The sequence below is a fragment of the Nonomuraea sp. IBHARD001 genome (assembly GCF_056106265.1).
The window spans coordinates 4,757,529-4,774,380 of sequence record NZ_JBWBBW010000002.1; the positions used below are offsets into that span (position 1 = coordinate 4,757,529).

Annotated in this window: 14 protein-coding genes; 9 read left to right on the forward strand and 5 right to left on the reverse strand. The window is 71.5% G+C overall.

All coding sequences use genetic code 11. From position 1 onward, the window contains the following. Nucleotides 1-72: 72 nt before the first annotated feature. The 3 genes from ACTWNK_RS23910 to ACTWNK_RS23920 all read left to right on the forward strand — a co-directional run bounded on the left by ACTWNK_RS23910 (nucleotide 73) and on the right by ACTWNK_RS23920 (nucleotide 3,422). Nucleotides 73-495: a helix-turn-helix transcriptional regulator gene (locus tag ACTWNK_RS23910; protein WP_474310969.1), complete on the forward strand. Its 423-nt coding sequence runs from the start codon at nucleotides 73-75 to the stop codon at nucleotides 493-495. 20 nt (nucleotides 496-515) lie between these two features. Beyond that, nucleotides 516-926, forward strand: coding sequence for a VOC family protein (locus ACTWNK_RS23915; RefSeq protein WP_474306703.1), 411 nt, complete (start codon nucleotides 516-518; stop codon nucleotides 924-926). 105 nt (nucleotides 927-1,031) lie between these two features. Next, nucleotides 1,032-3,422 (forward strand): ATP-binding cassette domain-containing protein, encoded by a 2,391-nt coding sequence (locus tag ACTWNK_RS23920; RefSeq protein ID WP_474306704.1) that lies wholly within the window; start codon nucleotides 1,032-1,034, stop codon nucleotides 3,420-3,422. Between the two features lie 11 nt (nucleotides 3,423-3,433). Here the strand turns inward: ACTWNK_RS23920 and ACTWNK_RS23925 are convergent, their stop codons facing one another. Continuing rightward, on the reverse strand, nucleotides 3,434-4,465 hold the full coding sequence (locus ACTWNK_RS23925) for a saccharopine dehydrogenase family protein (RefSeq protein WP_474306705.1): 1,032 nt from the start codon (nucleotides 4,463-4,465) through the stop codon (nucleotides 3,434-3,436). 100 nt (nucleotides 4,466-4,565) lie between these two features. Between ACTWNK_RS23925 and ACTWNK_RS23930 the strand changes: the two genes are divergently transcribed. The 4 genes from ACTWNK_RS23930 (at nucleotide 4,566) to ACTWNK_RS23945 (ending at nucleotide 7,814) form a co-directional block, all read left to right on the forward strand. Next, nucleotides 4,566-5,513, forward strand: coding sequence for a helix-turn-helix domain-containing protein (locus tag ACTWNK_RS23930; protein ID WP_474306706.1), 948 nt, complete (start codon nucleotides 4,566-4,568; stop codon nucleotides 5,511-5,513). A gap of 53 nt (nucleotides 5,514-5,566) precedes the next feature. Next, on the forward strand, nucleotides 5,567-6,022 hold the full coding sequence (locus tag ACTWNK_RS23935; RefSeq protein ID WP_474306707.1) for a helix-turn-helix transcriptional regulator: 456 nt from the start codon (nucleotides 5,567-5,569) through the stop codon (nucleotides 6,020-6,022). Continuing rightward, the gene (locus tag ACTWNK_RS23940) at nucleotides 6,019-6,429 is read left to right on the forward strand and encodes a VOC family protein (RefSeq protein ID WP_474306708.1); all 411 of its coding nucleotides are present in this window, start codon (nucleotides 6,019-6,021) and stop codon (nucleotides 6,427-6,429) included. Before ACTWNK_RS23935 ends, ACTWNK_RS23940 begins: the two co-directional genes overlap by 4 nt. Before the next feature lie 89 nt (nucleotides 6,430-6,518). Next, nucleotides 6,519-7,814, forward strand: coding sequence for a helix-turn-helix transcriptional regulator (locus tag ACTWNK_RS23945; RefSeq protein ID WP_474306709.1), 1,296 nt, complete (start codon nucleotides 6,519-6,521; stop codon nucleotides 7,812-7,814). Here the strand turns inward: ACTWNK_RS23945 and ACTWNK_RS23950 are convergent. Then, nucleotides 7,784-8,989, reverse strand: coding sequence for a hypothetical protein (locus ACTWNK_RS23950; RefSeq protein WP_474306710.1), 1,206 nt, complete (start codon nucleotides 8,987-8,989; stop codon nucleotides 7,784-7,786). The genes ACTWNK_RS23945 and ACTWNK_RS23950 overlap by 31 nt on opposite strands. A 513-nt stretch (nucleotides 8,990-9,502) precedes the next feature. Between ACTWNK_RS23950 and ACTWNK_RS23955 the strand changes: the two genes are divergently transcribed. Then, nucleotides 9,503-10,279: a hypothetical protein gene (locus ACTWNK_RS23955; RefSeq protein WP_474306711.1), complete on the forward strand. Its 777-nt coding sequence runs from the start codon at nucleotides 9,503-9,505 to the stop codon at nucleotides 10,277-10,279. 94 nt (nucleotides 10,280-10,373) lie between these two features. On the opposite strand, the gene ACTWNK_RS23960 is transcribed toward ACTWNK_RS23955, so the two are convergent. Next, nucleotides 10,374-13,187 carry a hypothetical protein gene (locus ACTWNK_RS23960; RefSeq protein WP_474306712.1) on the reverse strand — a complete coding sequence of 938 codons (2,814 nt, stop codon included), beginning with the start codon at nucleotides 13,185-13,187 and terminating at the stop codon, nucleotides 10,374-10,376. A 246-nt stretch (nucleotides 13,188-13,433) separates the two neighbouring features. On the opposite strand from ACTWNK_RS23960, the gene ACTWNK_RS23965 reads away from it, so the two are divergent. After that, nucleotides 13,434-14,150 (forward strand): VOC family protein, encoded by a 717-nt coding sequence (locus tag ACTWNK_RS23965; protein WP_474306713.1) that lies wholly within the window; start codon nucleotides 13,434-13,436, stop codon nucleotides 14,148-14,150. Between the two features lie 70 nt (nucleotides 14,151-14,220). On the opposite strand, the gene ACTWNK_RS23970 is transcribed toward ACTWNK_RS23965, so the two are convergent. Together ACTWNK_RS23970 and ACTWNK_RS23975 are read right to left on the reverse strand one after the other, a co-directional pair. Further along, nucleotides 14,221-15,612, reverse strand: coding sequence for an NtaA/DmoA family FMN-dependent monooxygenase (locus tag ACTWNK_RS23970; RefSeq protein ID WP_474306714.1), 1,392 nt, complete (start codon nucleotides 15,610-15,612; stop codon nucleotides 14,221-14,223). Between the two features lie 7 nt (nucleotides 15,613-15,619). Next, nucleotides 15,620-16,720, reverse strand: a complete 1,101-nt coding sequence (locus ACTWNK_RS23975) for an LLM class flavin-dependent oxidoreductase (RefSeq protein WP_474306715.1) — start codon at nucleotides 16,718-16,720, stop codon at nucleotides 15,620-15,622. Between the last annotated feature and the right edge of the window lie 132 nt (nucleotides 16,721-16,852).

Here is a 16,852-nt window from a genome sequence, read left to right on the forward strand (position 1 = left end):
CAAACACCCGCCAAGGTGGCGTCCATGCCTGGCAAGCGCGAGACCGGCACGCGATGGCGTACCATCACTGCTATGGCCACACCGCAGCAGCTGCGCGACCTCGCCCTGCTCCGTCGTGTGCGCGACCGCATCGACCGGGAGTACGCCAGGCCGCTCGACGTCCCGGCGCTGGCCAGGGGTGTGCACATGTCTGCCGGGCATCTCAGTCGCGCGTTCAAGCAGGCCTACGGCGAGTCGCCCTACGGGTATCTGATGACGCGGCGCATCGAGCGGGCGATGGCGCTGCTGCGGCGGGGCGACCTAAGCGTCACCGAGGTGTGCTTCGCCGTGGGCTGCTCCTCGCTCGGCTCCTTCAGCACGCGCTTCACCGAGCTGGTCGGCATGCCGCCGAGCGCCTACCGGCTGAAGGCCGCGGGCGCGACCGACGGGATGCCGACGTGCGTCGCCAAGCAGGTGACCAGACCGATCAGGATTCGAGAAGCGGCGATGACCTGAGCGCAACTAGCGTGAACGGCATGGACATCACCATCCAGGCGAGTTTCCTGCCGCACACCGACCCCGACGCCTCCGTCGCCTTCTACCGCGACCTGCTCGGCTTCGAGGTGCGCACCGACGTCGGCTACGAGGGCATGCGATGGATCACCGTCGGCCCTCCGGGACAGCCCGACACCGCGATCGTGCTGCAGCCGCCGGTCGCCGACCCCGGCGTCACCGACGACGAGCGCCGTACCATCGACGAGATGATGGCCAAGGGCACCTACGCGGGCATCGTGCTGGCCACCGACGACCTCGACGCCGCCTTCGAGCGCGCGGCGAGCGGCGGCGCCGAGATCGTCCAGGAGCCGGCCGAGCAGCCCTACGGGGTGCGCGACTGCGCCTTCCGCGACCCGGCGGGCAACATGATCAGACTCAACGAGCGGCGCTGAGCGACGAACTCCCGCGCCACCGCCCGGAGCTGGTTAGATCGATGGCAGGCCGCGTGCCAGGCAGATGCGAAGGGCACGCGGCCAGGCCCAACAGATGGAGACACGATGAGCAAGACCGGCAGGACGGACACGCCGTCGCCCGCCCCGCACGTCGCCGACAGCCTCGACGTCATCCGCGTGCACGGCGCCCGGGTGAACAACCTCAAGGACGTCAGCGTCGAGATCCCCAAGCGCAGGCTGACGGTGTTCACCGGCGTGTCGGGCTCGGGCAAGAGCTCCCTGGTGTTCGGCACGATCGCGGCCGAGTCGCAGCGGCTGATCAACGAGACCTACAGCACGTTCGTCCAGGGCTTCATGCCGTCGCTGGCCAGGCCGGACGTCGACGTGCTCGAAGGGCTGACCACGGCGATCATCGTCGACCAGGAGCGCATGGGCCCCAATCCGCGCTCCACGGTCGGCACCGTCACCGACGCCAACGCGATGCTGCGCATCCTGTTCAGCAGGCTCGGCGTCCCGCACATCGGCTCGCCGCAGGCCTTCTCCTTCAATGTCGCCTCCATCAGCGGCGCGGGCGCGGTGTCCTTCGAGCGCAACGGCAAGAACGTCAAGGAGCGGCGCGACTTCAGCATCACCGGCGGCATGTGCCCGCGCTGCGAGGGCATGGGCCGCGTCTCCGACATCGACCTGACCCAGCTCTACGACGCCTCCAAGTCGCTCAACGAGGGCGCGCTGACCGTGCCCGGTTACAGCATGGACGGCTGGTACGGCCGTATCTTCGGCGGCTGCGGCTTCTTCGACCCGGACAAGCCGATCAGCAAGTTCACCAAGCGCGAGCTGCACGACCTGCTCTACAAGGAGCCGACCAAGATCAAGATCGATGGCATCAACCTGACCTACGAGGGCCTGGTGCCGAAGATCCAGAAGTCGATGCTGTCGAAGGACAAGGAGGCGCTGCAGTCGCACATCCGCACCTTCGTCGAGCGTGCCGTCACCTTCGCCGTGTGTCCCGAGTGCGAGGGCACCCGGCTGAGCGAGGCGGCCAGGTCGTCCAAGATCGGCGAGGTCGGCATCGCCGACGCCAGCCGGATGCAGATCAGCGATCTGGCCGAGTGGGTGCGTACCCTCAAGGAGCCTTCGGTCGCGCCGCTGCTCGACACCCTGCGCCGCACGCTCGACTCCTTCGTGGAGATCGGCCTGGGGTATCTGTCGCTGGAGCGGCCTTCGGGCACGCTGTCGGGCGGCGAGGCGCAGCGCGTGAAGATGATCCGCCATCTGGGCTCCTCGCTCACCGACGTCACCTACGTCTTCGACGAGCCCACCGTCGGCCTGCACCCGCACGACATCCAGCGCATGAACGACCTGCTGCTGCGCCTGCGTGACAAGGGCAACACGGTCCTCGTCGTCGAGCACAAGCCGGAGACGATCGCCATCGCCGACCACGTCGTCGACCTCGGGCCCAAGGCGGGCTCGGGAGGCGGCACGGTCTGCTTCGAGGGCAGTGTCGACGGCCTGCGCACCAGCGGCACCATCACCGGCAGGCACTTCGACGACAGGGCCTCGCTCAAGCCCGAGGTGCGCTCCTCCACCGGCAAGCTGGCGATCAGGGGCGCGTCGCTGCACAACCTGCACGACGTCGACGTCGACATCCCGCTCGGCGTGCTCACCGTCGTGACCGGTGTCGCGGGCTCGGGCAAGAGCTCGCTCGTGCACGGCTCGATCCCGGCGGGCGCCGACGTCGTGTCGGTCGACCAGGGCGCGATCCGGGGCTCGCGGCGCAGCAACCCCGCCACCTACACCGGGCTGCTCGACCCGATCCGCAAGGCGTTCGCCAAGGCCAACGGCGTCAAGCCCGCACTGTTCAGTGCGAACTCCGAAGGCGCCTGCCCCGCCTGCAACGGCGCCGGGGTCATCTACACCGATCTGGCGATCATGGCGGGGGTGGCCACCACGTGCGAGGAGTGCGAGGGCAAGAGGTTCCAGGCCTCGGTGCTGGAGTACCACCTCGGCGGGCGTGACATCAGCCAGGTGCTCGCGATGCCGGTCAGCGAGGCCGAGGCCTTCTTCGCCGAGGGCGAGGCCCGCACCCCCGCCGCGCACACCATCCTGTCCAGGCTGGCCGACGTCGGGCTCGGCTACCTGAGCCTGGGCCAGCCGCTGACCACGCTGTCGGGCGGCGAGCGCCAGCGGCTCAAGCTGGCCACGCACATGGCCGACAAGGGCGGCGTCTACGTGCTGGACGAGCCGTCGGCCGGGCTGCACCTGGCCGATGTCGAGCAGCTGCTCGGCCTGCTCGACCGGCTGGTCGACTCCGGCAAGTCGGTCATCGTGGTCGAGCACCACCAGGCGATCATGGCGCATGCCGACTGGATCATCGACCTGGGTCCCGGCGCGGGCCACGACGGCGGCCGTATCGTCTTCGAGGGCACACCCGCCGCCCTCGTCGCCGACCGTTCCACCCTCACCGGCCAGCACCTGGCCGCGTACGTGGGAGCCTGACGCCCGGCCGCTCAGCCCGGGAGCTCGACCGTCACGTGCGGGCTCAGGGAGGCGAGGAAGTCGGCGGCGTCGAACATCGCGCCCGCCGAAGCCGCCCCCCTGACCCGCACGCGCCCGTCCAGGACACGCTCGACCGCCTCGGCGACCAGCGGCGCGGTGACCGCGTAGATGTCACGGCCGCGCGCGACGGCACGGCGCTCGACGCCGCCCCTCGTGACCAGGACGTCGACGACGAACGTCTGGTCCGAGCGCCCGTGCGCGTCGACCGCCTCGGGCGCGGGCGTGTCCTGCGAGGCCAGGTCACCGGCGGCCGTCACCGTCATGTGGGTCCGCACGTCGGCCACGTCTAGGTGGCTCGGCACCGTGACGATGTCGGCCATGCTGAACTCGGCCAGCACCTCCTGTGTGCCCAGCGGCTCGGGGAAGGCCCACTTCCGCCGCACCGGCGCCTCCTCGTGGTAGTCGAGCCCGCCGTTCCTGAACCTGACCCGCTTTCCGGCCCTGCGCTCGTGCGAGACCCTGCCCGCCGTACGGGTGCCGCCGGTGGGGTGCCACTTGTCCAGGCCGTAGGCGATGTGCACCTCGTCGGCGTCGGTCCAGTCGCCCATCGCGGCGGTCGCCAGCAGGTCGCCCAGGCCGCCGTAGAAGGCCATCGCGGGCACCACGGGCGTGCCCGAGCGCCGGGCGGCCTCGCCGTGCTCGGCGAACATGGCGGCGTTCGCCTCGATCTCGGCCGCCACGTCGAGGTAGGGCAGCCCGGCCCGCAGCGCGGCCTCGACCAGCGGGCCCGCGGTCACCGCGAAGGGACCGGCGCAGTTGACCACGGCCGATACGCCCTCAAGCGCCCGATCAAGTGCGGCCGGGTCCTGCGTGCTCGCCGCCCGCACCTCCGTGTCGCCCCACTCGGCGGCCAGTGCGTCCAGCCTGCCCGCGTCGCGGCCGGAGGCGACGACGGTCAAGCCGCGCCTGCGCAACTCGGCCACGACGAACCGCCCGGTGTGTCCTGTCGCGCCGTAAACCAGTACCGCGGTCGCTCTGCTCATCGTCTGCCCGATCTCCCTGTGTGGCCGTCGGATCTCAGTGTTCCGGTCGGAGGAGCTCCCCGCGATGGTCCGAAACGACGACATGCGTACACTTTCGGACATGCGAACAGTCGCCGTCGTGGCCGCCGGGCATCTGCTGCACTTCGAGCTCGGCGTGGCCTGCGAGATATTCGGCAATCCTCCGCAGGGCGCCGCCGGGCGCTGGTACGACGTCCTGCTGTGCGGGACCGGCGCGGTCACGGTCGGGCCCTTCACCGTCGAGCCCGCCCACGGCCTGGACCGGCTGGCCGAGGCCGACATCGTGATCGTCCCGGCCTGCGCCGACATCGACGAGGCGCCGCGGCCCGATGTCGTCGAGGCCGTGCGCGCGGCGCACAAGGCGGGCGCCAGGATCGCCTCGCTGTGCACGGGAGCGTTCGTGCTCGGCGCGGCCGGACTGCTGGACGGCAGGCGCGTCACCACCCACTGGGCGCACACCGGCGAACTCGCGGCCAGGCACCCGGCGGCCCTGGTCGACGCCGACGTGCTCTACACCGACAACGGCAGCGTGCTCACATCGGCGGGCAAGGCCGCGGCCGTCGACCTGTGCCTGCACCTGGTCCACCTCGACCACGGCGCCGCCGTCGCCAACACCGTCGCACGCCGCCTGGTCATGCCGCCGCACCGGCAGGGCGGGCAGGCGCAGTACGTGTCCACGCCGGTCCAGGCGAGCGGCGAGCACACCCTCTCGCACGTGCTGGCCTGGGCCGGGCAGCGCCTGGACGAACCGCTCACGGTCAGCGACCTGGCCCGCAGGGCAGGCACCAGCCCGCGCCACCTCAACAGGCAGTTCCACGCGGTGACCGGCCAGACGCCGCTGCAATGGCTGCTGACCCAGCGTGTGCGCCGCGCGCAGGAGTTGCTGGAGTCGACCGACGCCGGCATCGAGGCGATCGCCGCCTCCACCGGCATGGGCACGGCCACGACGCTCAGACGGCAGTTCAAGCGCGTCACCGGCGTCTCGCCGGTGAGCTACCGGCGCACGTTCCGCGCCACCCGCGCCGACTAAGCCGGCTGAGCCGTACCGGCAGGTCAGAGGTGGTGGGTGGTAGCGTGAGCGGCATGGGTCCCGAAGAGCTCGCCAACCTCGCACACCTGCGCAGGGCGCGTGATCTGATCGACAGGGACTACGCCCGGCCGCTGGACGTGCCGACGATGGCCAGACGCGCGCTGATGTCGCCCGCGCACTTCTCCAGGCGCTTTCGCGCGGCCTACGGCGAGACGCCCTACAGCTATCTGATGACGCGCCGGATCGAGCGGGCGATGGCGCTGCTGCGCGGGGGGATGAGTGTCACCGACGCCTGCATGGCCGTCGGGTGTACCTCCCTCGGCTCCTTCAGCTCGCGCTTCACCGAGATCACCGGTGAGACGCCGAGCGCCTACCGTGCCCGCGAGCACGAGGCCGAGGCCGCCATGCCCGCCTGCGTGGCGAAGGTGCAAACCCGTCCGACACGCCATCGGCCGAGCAGGATCGAAGAAGCGGATCGCGGACCTTCCGGCCTAACGTTGACGTCATGAGCATCGCACTGCATTACTGCCACATCACCGTCAACGACGTCGACGAGTCGCTCGCCTTCTACCGCGACGCCCTCGGCCTCGACGTACGCAACGACGTCTCCTCCGGCGAGCACCGCTGGGTCACACTCGGCAGCGCCACCCAGCCCGACCTGGAGATCGTGCTGTCCGACCCGCATGCCGGCCGTTCCCAGGCCGACGGCGACGCGCTGCAGGAGCTGCTCACCAAGGGCGTCCTGCCGATGGTCGTGTTCAGCACCGACGACGTCGACGCCACCTTCGAGCAGGTGCGCGCCTCCGGCGCCGAGGTGCTGCAGGAGCCCATCGACCAGCCGTGGGGCCCGCGCGACAGCGCCTTCCGCGACCCTTCGGGCAACATGGTGCGCATCCAGCAGGCGGCCAAGGCCTGACACCGCTCCCGCGCGACCTAGCCGAAAGAGCAGCACCGCCTGGCCGTACGAGCAGTGCGTGCCGGGCGTGTCCTCGATAGCGTGCCCGCATGGCACCTGTCGATGCGATGCGCGCTCTGGAGATGGCGAGGGCGATCATGTGCGCCTCCCTGCCGGAGGTGCTGCCCGCGATGTCGCGTGCGGTGGCCGAGCTCGTGCCGCACCGGGCGCTCGCCATGCTGACCGGCGACTGCCCCAAGTCGGCCGCCTGGACGACGGGCGAGGCAGGGCTGACCGAGCAGATCACGGCCGCCGAGATGGCCGCGCTGTCGGCCCAGGTGGACGTCGGCAGGCCCTGGTACGGCACGGCCGCGCTGGCCGGTGGGCAGCGCACGGTCCTGGCCGTGGCCTCGGTGCCGAAGGGTTCGGCCGGTGCGCTGCTCGCCGTCGTCGCGCACGACGCGCCCGCGCCGGGCGCCGCGGTGCTTGAGCTGGTGGAGCGGCTGTGGGAGCTGGCGACCATCCGCGTGGTCGACCTGCTCCCCCAGGCCGTGCCCGTGGACATGAACGACGCCCTGCGCGCCGGAGGCGAACGCCTGCGCGTCACGGGCGAGCTGACCGAACGGCATGCCGCCGGGCTCACCGGCCTGCTCGGCGTGCTGCGCGCCCGTTCCCTCGACGACGCGAGCGCCAGGCGTATCGCCGTCGACATGGCCGTCTCGGCGCTCATCGAGACCAGGGGCGCGCACGGCGACGAGCACCTGCCGGACGAGGAGACGTTCGCCGAGGCGTTCGGCAGGCTGCGCGAGATGCTCGGCACGTTCTCCCGCTACAGCGACCTGGTCCTGGAGTACGCCGGGGCCGGTGCGCCCGATCGGCTGCTGCCCTCCGGTGTGGCGCGCACGATCCGCACGGTCGTGCGCGGCGTCGTGCTGGCCACGATGGAGCAGGGCGGGGTCAGCCGGGTACGCGTCGGCTGGGAGGTGTCGGGCGACGAGCTGCACGCCTCGGTGCGTGACGACGGGCCCGGCCTGCTGGCACCGGAGGCGCTGGCCGTCCATCGGCTCAAGGAGCGCATCGCCGCACTGGGCGGCACGCTCGAGGTGGACTCCGTGCCCGCCTGGGGCACCTCGGTGACCGTACGGCTGCCGCTCGTCGGCGCGGCCAAACCGATGCCGCACTCCGGCGTGCTGAGCGGCCTCAACCCGCGTGAGCTGCAGGTGCTGCAACATCTGGTGCAGGGGCATCGCAACCGGCTGATCGCCGACCGGCTGCACATCAGCGAGCACACGGTGAAGTTCCACGTCGCCCGGCTGCTCAGAAAGCTCAACGCCGCCTCCCGCGGCGAGGCGGCGGCGCTCGCCCTGGCGGCGGGCTACCCGGCTCCGCCCGCCCCGGTGGCCTGAACGTCCTGTGGCGTTCGGGTGGCCCGAGCGCCCCCGTACGCCGCGACCACCTGTGCCCTCAACCCGGCGGGCAGGTCCGCCGCCGCCGCGAGCACGACGTCTCGCGCAGGCTGCGGCGCGTGCGGGGCCAGCCTGATCGCCACCCGCACGGCCCGTTCCCTCAGGCCGGGCGCCCGCACCGCGAACGCCCCGGCCAGTCCCGGCAGCGCGAGCGCCCCACGCCCGACCGGCGCACCCCCGGCCCACCGCACGGCGCTCTCCACATGCCTGCTCTCCATCCGGTACGCCAGGGCCGAGACCGCCTCGCCGAACAGCTCGTCGCCGATGCCGGAGCGCTCCAGCTCCTCGACGGCGAGATCCACCACGGGTGAGGCGGCCGCGCCCAGCATCCTGACGAACGCCGTCACCGGGATCTCCCCCACCTCGGGCCGCAGTCCCCTCCACAGCCGGACGAACCCTGCACTCCCCGCCGCGTCCACCCCGGTGAGGAAGCGGCGCACGCATCCGGCGAGCAGTTGGGCCCGCGACACGCGCCCGGTCCCGGCCAGGATGATCAGCTCACCGGTGATCGTGTGCACGCCCGCCCAGCCCTCGTTGCGGTCGAGCACCTCGCCGACGCCCTGCGCCAGGAACAAGCGCGTCACCATCACATCCAGCAGCCGGTCGTCGTCGAGCACGGGCCGCCCGCCGCTCAGCCGCTGGCGCATCGTGGTGCGCACCACCCATCCGGCCACGAACGCGTCGTCGTCCGGCGGACGCACGCCGAGATCGGCCACCAGCGCCGCCACCAGATGCCAGCCGCCGAGTTCCTCCGAACGCCGCCCGACCGATCCCCTGCCGGGCCGCAGCCGCCGTACCAGGTGCTCGGTCAGGTCGTGCAGCCACTGCGGCGGGCGGTCCCCGAGCACGGCGACCAGGCGGGCGGCGTCGGCCTCGGGGTCGGCGGGACGCAGCTCGCGCCGGGCGAGCCAGGCCGCCACTTGCCCCGCGCCGCCCATGCAGGCCGCGCCCGCCAGCCGGTAGCGGGGGACGAGGTCCAGGTCGCGGCCTCCGGCGGGGAAGCCCTCACACGCGGCCAGGTGCGCGGGCAGCTCCCGGGCCACCTCACGTCGCTGACCAGGACCGAGACCGGCGAGCGAGCCTCCGTCGAGAACACGCTCCAAGACCTCGGACATACGCGACAGGCTAGCGCGCGCCACCGACGCCACCAGGCCCGGTGACACCCCCGGATCATCCAAACGACAGGGGCGCTCAGTCAAGCCGGGCCGGGTGATCTGGCTCCCCGACTCTCATCAGGGACGAGCAAAAGGTAACGGGCACGTCCACGGGCGTGAGCTCGGGGCGGTGCTCCCTGCCCGTCTCGCGTGACGGGCAGGGGCACCGGTTCTCCGGTTGCCGTCCGGGTGGGGCGGCGACCGGTGGGGTGCGGGGCGACGCGCCATCGTCCCGCGAGGGGATGCGGGCGAGTCAGGCGGAGGCGACCGGTCGTGACGGCCGGTCGTCGGTGTTCCGCTCTGGCCGCTTCATCCACGTTCCCGCGTCCCGGGACGGAATCTAGCGATCCAGAGGCCACGCGACGGGCCGTGCGGCCGCAGTTGGCAGAAGGGCGGGCAAGAATGGCGGTATTCGGCGCCTCTCGACGTCGCCGGACCCCTGCCCGGCGCGACCCGGCAGGTCGGGTGGGTGCGATGATGGCCGTCGTGGAGCATGGGCAGCGATGTGTCGTCGGCAGTGTCGGGGAGTTGGTCGCGGTAGCGGAGGCGTTGCCCGACGGGTCGCCTGTGGTGATCGACGTGGAGGAGATCGAGCCCGGGCACGACCCGGCCGACGCGGACGGCTGGGCGGTGGTCGCTCGCCTGGTACGGCTGCCGCTGAACGAGGCGGGACTCCCGGCCGGGCCCGGCGAGCGGGTGGCGACCGGCGAGGCGGACGCCGATGGGGTACGGCCGCTGCTGTTCGGCCCGGCTCTGGCGTTGCAGTCGCGCAGGCTGGCCGTACCTGGGCGGATCGGGCCCGTTGCCAGACCGGCCGAGCCCGGCAGGCGGCGCGAGGACGCCTATGAGGCGATCGAGCGTTCGGGCGATGCCGGGCTGTACCTGATGGAGCTGGTCGAGGCGGTGACCGACCTGCAGCGCGAGGTCGCCGCGATGGCGGCGGACGAGGACCGCCTGCTGCACCCGGCGGCCCGCAGGCACCTGGGCGACATGCGCGACGCTCTGGAGAAGGCACGCGCCTTCGCCGACAAGGCCACCCGGTTCGGCACGGTGTGCGAGCTGATCAGGGGCGAGTACGGCGGACGCTGGGCGGCCGAGATCGAGGACGACGAGCCGTGCACGAACGACGCCCTGCACCGCATGCTCGTCGAACTGCCGGGCACCACCCAGCCCGAACCGTCGTGCCCCGCCCACGCCAAGATCGCCCAGGAACGCTTCCCTGACGCCGTCATCACCCAGAACGACTACTAAGACGCACATATCCCCATAAATCCCGACAAATCACGAACACCCCCATCCGGCGAGCCCCCGGGCACCCCCCACAGCACCCGGGCCCCTCACCCGATCAAAGATCCATCGCCCGATTCACCAACTCCCGCAACCGCACGGCCTCCTCCGAGTCCCCGATCCTGGTCAGCTTCAACTTCCCGGCGATCCCCTTGAACGCCCACCCGGGCAGCACGACCGCCGCCCGGTTCAACGCCTTGAGCGTGTCGGTGTCGGAGGCGATGTCCCTGCTCAGCACCAGCGAGTACAGCTCGTTGGCCAGGTAACGCTGCGTCTCGATCGTCACGCGCCCGGCCGGCCTGCCGAAGAACGACACGAGCAGGGGTACGGCGGTGCCCTTGGGACGCAGGTTCTGCACGGCGAAGGAGCAGTAGGAGGCGACGATGTTGTCGCGGTAACGCGCCAGCGTGGCGTCGTCCTTGTCCAGGACCAGGCTGAGCGCCTCCAGGTGCTCCCGCACCGCGTCGAGGGACAGCGAGCCCAGGTCGACGGGCGTCTTGCCGGGCTCGGTCGCACCGGGCGGAATCCCGGACGACAGGTGGCCGAAGGCGTAGAAGTACTCGACCATCGCCTCCTTCGCCTCGTGCCCGGTGTTGATGCGTACGAACGGCCCGGGAATGCCCCCGACGTACGAGGTGCGCAGGAAGGAGAAGCTGTCGCGCCTGTCGATCGTGACCAGGGTCTTGAACAGGTCGTCGACCGTGCCGGTGAGCGTCCCGCGCAGCAGCAGCGGAATGCCGTCGACATAGGCGGTGCCCAGACGCGGGTTCTCGCGGTCGACGGGCCAGCAGAACTCGTCGACGAACTTGGCGTTGCGCGCGGCGCTGCGCATGAGGTTCAGCTCGTCGCGGTGGCCGTGCCTGAGCATGTGCACGACGAGTTGGGCCTCGTCGTGGTGGGCCAGGTCGAGGGCGAGGTCCTGCAGCAGCGCCTCGGCGCGGGCGAAGGCGGAGGCGAGGTTGCCCTTCTGGGAGAGCATCGTGAGGTCGCCCGCCGCGACCTTGCCGGTGCCGAACGAGGCGTACTTCTGGAAGCTCTTGCACAGGAAGACCTCCAGCGAGCCGTCGGCGATCGCCCCCTTCAGTCCGCCGAGCACGACGTCGAGCTGGGTCCTGCCGCCTTCGGACCTGGCCCCGACCTCGATCGTGGTGTCGAGGATCAGCGCGAACGGCTGGTCGTCGGTCCGTTCGACCTTCAGCGCCTCAAGGACGTCGGAGACCAGCTTGCCCGCCGACGGCGCCTCGACGGGCGTGCTGGGGTTCAGCGCGGCGATGAGGACGTCCTCGCGCGGCGACGAGGTCTGGCCCTTCTTGAGCTTGCCGAGCAGCAGCCCGGTCTCGAAGTAGTCGATCTTCTCGGTCGGCCGGGTGACCTGGTCGTGGCCGCGCGAGGACAGCGCGATCCACAGGGCGGTGCCGAGGGAGTCCATGCCGCTGGACATGAGGTGGCTGTCGAGCTGGATCTCCTTGTCGATCAGCGGCTCGATGCTCGGCGCCCGCTCCAGCAGCACCTGGCGCATGGTCGTGCGGTAGTCGGTCCAGGTGTAGTTGGTGGCCGCCGCGACCACGATGCCGATCTCGTCCACCATGAGGTCGACCGCGCGCATGGCCACCGAGGGGCTGTCGCCGTTGTCCACGACGATGTCGAGCAGGCTGCGCATCGACCCCAGGGCGTTGGCGGTCAGCGTGTCGAAGCGGCTGGGGCCGAGCTCGTCGGCGAGGCCGAGCACGAGGTGTTCGAGCATGGCGCACACGGGCGCGAGCTCGCCCTTGCCGCGTGCGAGCTCCTGCAGCCGCGAGAACGGACTGCAGGTGATGAGCGCCACGAAGTCGGCCCGCGCGTCGACGGTGAAGTCGGTCTCCGGCGCCTTCTTGCCGCTGTCCATGAGCTCGTACAGCTGGTACGCCGAGGGCGTCGCGCCGAGCTCCTCCAGGATGACGTCCCACATGATCGTGGTGAACCTGTCGGTGCCCATGAGCACGCTGACGCCCGACGTGCCGACGAGCGGCCTGATCTTGAGCCGGTCCACGACGTCCTTGCCGACCAGCATCTCCAGCTTGCGCAGCACCCTCGGGCTGTTGACCAGCCGGTCGCCCTTCTCCGGCTTCCCGCTCAGCTCCAGCTTGTCCACGAAGCTCTGTAACGTGTCACGGAAGTTGGTACGCCAGTACGTGGCCGCGAGCTGGTTGCTGGTCGACAGGCCCGTCTTCTCCAGTCGCTGGGTCTTGGCCGCGCGAAAGCCGATCTGCTCGACGAGGTGCTCCTGCGTGGTGCCCTTCACCGTGGGCGCGAGTTCGACGCGGCGGCCGATGGAGTAGGCGGGCTTGGCGCCGATGACGTCGAGCAGCTCAAGTACGGCCAGCAGGTGGCCGACCGAGGTGGCGTCGAACTCGTCGTCGGTGCGCCGCTCCAGCTCGACCAGGTCGAAGGTGACCTTGCCCGCGGCGGCGAGGTCGAGCCCCTCGAACTTCGTCCTGCTGCGCCCGCCCGGCGTCTCCGGCTCCAGCCGCTTGATCGTCTTGGGCGGCAGCAGGTCGAGCGTGTGCAGGATGCTCTCGCTCTGCCTGGGCGGCGTCTGCTTGGGCATCTCCCCCGTCGGGTGCGCCAGCCGTACGGCGGCGGTGGACTTCACGAAGCCTCGGGCGAGGTCGCCCATGAGCCTGGAGACGACGAGCCTGGACATCGAGCTGCGTTCGCCCGCCGTGCGCTTGGCCAGGGTCTCGGCGATGAGCGTGAGGCTGGCGAGCGCGTCGGTCTGCTCCATCTCCTGCAGCGCTTTCGCCACCACCTTGGCGGTGTTCTCGTCGGGTGTGGCGACGAAAGCCTGCCAGCCCTTGGGCAGCACGGCAGTGGTCGGGGAGAGATCCGACATGACTTTCCTCTCGTTGGTACTCGCGCACGGAAAGCGCACGGAAAGCGGGGCCGACGGCGACTCACACGATGCTCGATGCAGCCTTTGGAACGAGTCAATGACTTCGGCTGTCCGGCAGCGGACACCTGGAGGGCGGCGGGAAATGGGTTGGCGCCGGGGTCGCGCGGCGGGCTAGCGTGGCCTGCGTCATGCGTCGGGGGACGTGCTCTGCCTGCGCTGCCGCACTCTGCCGAGAGGAGGCGCGAGATGGCTGTCCAACTCGTCGCGCTCTGTTTCCATGCCGGTGATCCCGTCGCACTCGGGCGGTTCTGGGCGGGGGTGCTCGGCTGGGAGCCGGTCGGCGACCCGCACGACGGCGTCACGCTGGAGCCCGGCGACGACACGGGATTCCTGCTGCGGTTCCTGCCGAGTCCGGCGGAGAAGGCCGGGCCCAACCAGGCGCACTTCGACCTGACCAGCGCCTCCCTCGACGACCAGGCCACGACCGTGGCCAGGGCGCTCGACCTCGGCGGGCGCCATCTCGACATCGGCCAGGGGCCGGAGGCGACGCACGTGGTGCTGGCCGATCCCGAGGGCAACGAGTTCTGCGTGCTCGAGCCGGGCAACAGGTTCCTGGCCGAGTGCGGATTCCTCGGGGCGCTGGCCAGCGACGGCACGCAGGCCGTCGGCTACTTCTGGAGCGAGGCGCTCGGCTGGCCGCTGGTCTGGGACCAGGACGAGGAGACCGCGATCCGTTCGCCGCACGGCGGTCCCAAGATCACGTGGGGCGGCCCTCCCGTGGCGCCGAAGCTCGGCCGCAACCGCCTGCACTTCGACCTGGCCCCCGTACGGCCCGGCGGCCAGGAGGCGGAGGTCGAACGCCTGATCACCCTGGGCGCCGAGCGCACCGGCCAGGGCGGCGGCGGACGCGTGGAGATGCTCGACCCCGACGGCAACGAGTTCTGCGTCCTGGCCACCGGGTAAATGCGACGCGTCGTTGCCACCGGGTGGCGCGGCGCGTCCCCGTCCGACCGGGGGCGCGCCGCGCGGTCCCTCAGAGGGCGGGCACCGGTGGCAGGGCCAGGTGCTCGCGCAGCGTCGTGCCCTCGTACGCGGTGCGGTAGGCGCCGCGCTCCTGCAGTTCGGGCACCAGCTTGTCGACGATGTCCCGCAGCGACGACGGCACCAGGTGCGGTGTGATGTTGAACCCGTCGACCGCCCGGTCGCGTACGAAACGCACCCACTCGTCGGCGATCTGCGACGGGGTGCCGACGAACGTCTTGTGCTGCGGCGTCACCTTGCGCACGAGCTGGACGATCGACAGGTTCTCCGCCTCGGCCTGCTCGCGCCACTGGGCGACGCGGGCGAGCTTGCCGGTGCGCTGGGCGATGGGGATGGTGCCGCGCGAGGGGTCGAGCTCGCCTTCGCCCGGCTCGATGTCGGGCAGCGGCCCGTGCGGGTCGTAGGCCGACAGGTCGGTGTCCCAGTACTGCTCAAGGAAGGCGAGCGCCCTGGCGGGTGAGATCTGCTGGTCGCGTACCCACTCGGCGCGTTCGCGTGCCTCCTGCGGCGTGTCGCCGAGGACGACGGAGGCGCCGGGCAGGATGCGCAGGGAGTCGGCCGAACGCCCGTTGCGCGCCAGCCTGACCCGCAGGTCTGCGGCGTAGGCGACCGCACTGTCGTAGTCGGTGTTGGCCGAGAACACGACGTCGGCATGCCTGGCCGCGAGCTCGCGCCCGCCGTCGGAGTCGCCCGCCTGGAACAGCACGGGCCTGCCCTGCCCACCGGCGGGCACGGTGGCCCGCGCGCGCAGCCGTACCAGGTCGGTGTCCAGGTCGACGTCGTGGATCGCGCCGGGGCGTGCCCACGACTTGGCCGTGACGGTCGCGGCGACGGCCTCGGGCTCCCAGGAGGCCCACAGTCGCTTGGCCGTCTCCACGAACTGGGTGGCGCGCTCGTAGCGGCGTTCGTGTGCGAGCCAGCCGCCGTGGCGGAAGTTCTCGCCCGTCCAGGCGTTGTCGGTGGTGACGACGTTCCATCCGGCCCTGCCGCCGGACAGCAGGTCGAGGCTGGCCAGGCGGCGGGCGAGGTCGGCGGGGAAGTTGTAGGTGGTGTTCTGGGTGGCGACCAGGCCGATGCGCTCGGTCACTGCGGCCAGCGCGGCCAGCTGGGTGATCGCGTCGGGCCTGCCCGCGACGTCGAGGTCGTAGACGCGACCGCGGTTCTCCCGCACGCGCAGGCCCTCGCCGAGGAAGAAGGCGTCGAACAGCCCGCGCTCCAGCAGGCGTACCAGGTCGACGAAGGTCTCGACGGCCACGTGCGGCGCGCTGTCCGGGTCGGTCCAGATGAGTTGCGGGCCGACCCCGGTGTAGAAGACGCCGAGGTGGACCTGGGCGTTCGGGTCGTAGGGCGCGCCCGCGGGGCCTTCGGGTGTCGTGGTGGTCATGCTCACCTCACGCGGTCGTGCTCGCCGCGGCGGCGAAGCGGTTGGCGGGGTGGGACAGGCCGAGCGAGGTACGCAGCGTGTCGCCGGGCTCGGGCGCCCGGAACAGCCCGGCCGAGACGAGCGCGGGCAGCACCTGCTCGGCGAGCACCGGCAGGTCGACGGCGAGCACGGCCGGGTGCAGGCGTACCCCGTCGACGGCGCCCGCGAGGGAGCGCAGCAGGTCGACGAGCCCGGCCGGGTCCCCGGCGTACCTGGTGCGGCCGGTGTCGGGCCACGGGGTGGCGGCGTCCAGGTCGGCCAGGCGCGCGGCGCCGGGCTCGCCTGCGTCGAGCACGACCTCGATCTCGGCGAAGGCGAGCGGCGCGCCCGCGTTCCTGGCCTGCTCGGCGCGGATCGCGAGGGCCTGCGGGTCCGGCTCGGCGATGAGCACGACGTCGGCGCGTGCGTCGATCTCCAGGGCGGCCGGCGCCAGCACCACGATCTGGCCCTGCGGCGGGCGCGGGGTGATGAGCGGGCCCTTGACCGAGAAGGTGGCGCCGACGAAGTCCACGTGGTGCACGCGGTCGGCGTCGAGGTAGCGGCCGCTGTCGGCGTCCTTGATCACGGCGTCGTCCTGCCAGGAGTCCCACAGCAGCCTGGCCACCTCGACGGCGTCGGCCGCCTCGCCGCGCGCCGCCTCCTCGGTGAGCCCTTCGGCCCCGATGGTCGCCAGGTCGTCGGCGTCGCGGGTCGCGCCGACCACCCAGGCGGCGCGGCCCTTGCTGAGGTGGTCGAGGCTGGCCAGCTGGGTGGCCACGTGGAAGGGCTCGGTGGTGGTCGTGTGCAGGGTGGGCGCCAGGCCGATGCGGTCGGTCAGCGGCGCCGAGTAAGCCGCCCTGGTGCCCGCTTCCAGCCGTCCGGCCGCGTCCAGCGCACGGCTCGGCGGCAGCGGGCTGTCGGTGAAGGTGGCCAGTGTGAAGCCTGCGGCCTGCGCCGTGCCCACGGCGGCGCGTAACGCGGTCGAGGTCAGGACCTCGCCGGGCGCTCGGCCCGCACGGCGCCACGCGGCCGGATGGGCGCCGTCGCCGTCCAGGTCGACGGCGAGCAGCAGGGTGCGGTGATCACTCATCGTTTCGGCACACTCCTTCGGTACGGCATGGCTGCGGGGTCGTCCCTGGCGGGAACCTTCCTCCAATCACCCTATATTCAGGTAGGAACAATAGGATATATCCCGTGAGCATCATCACCAGCCCCCAGATGT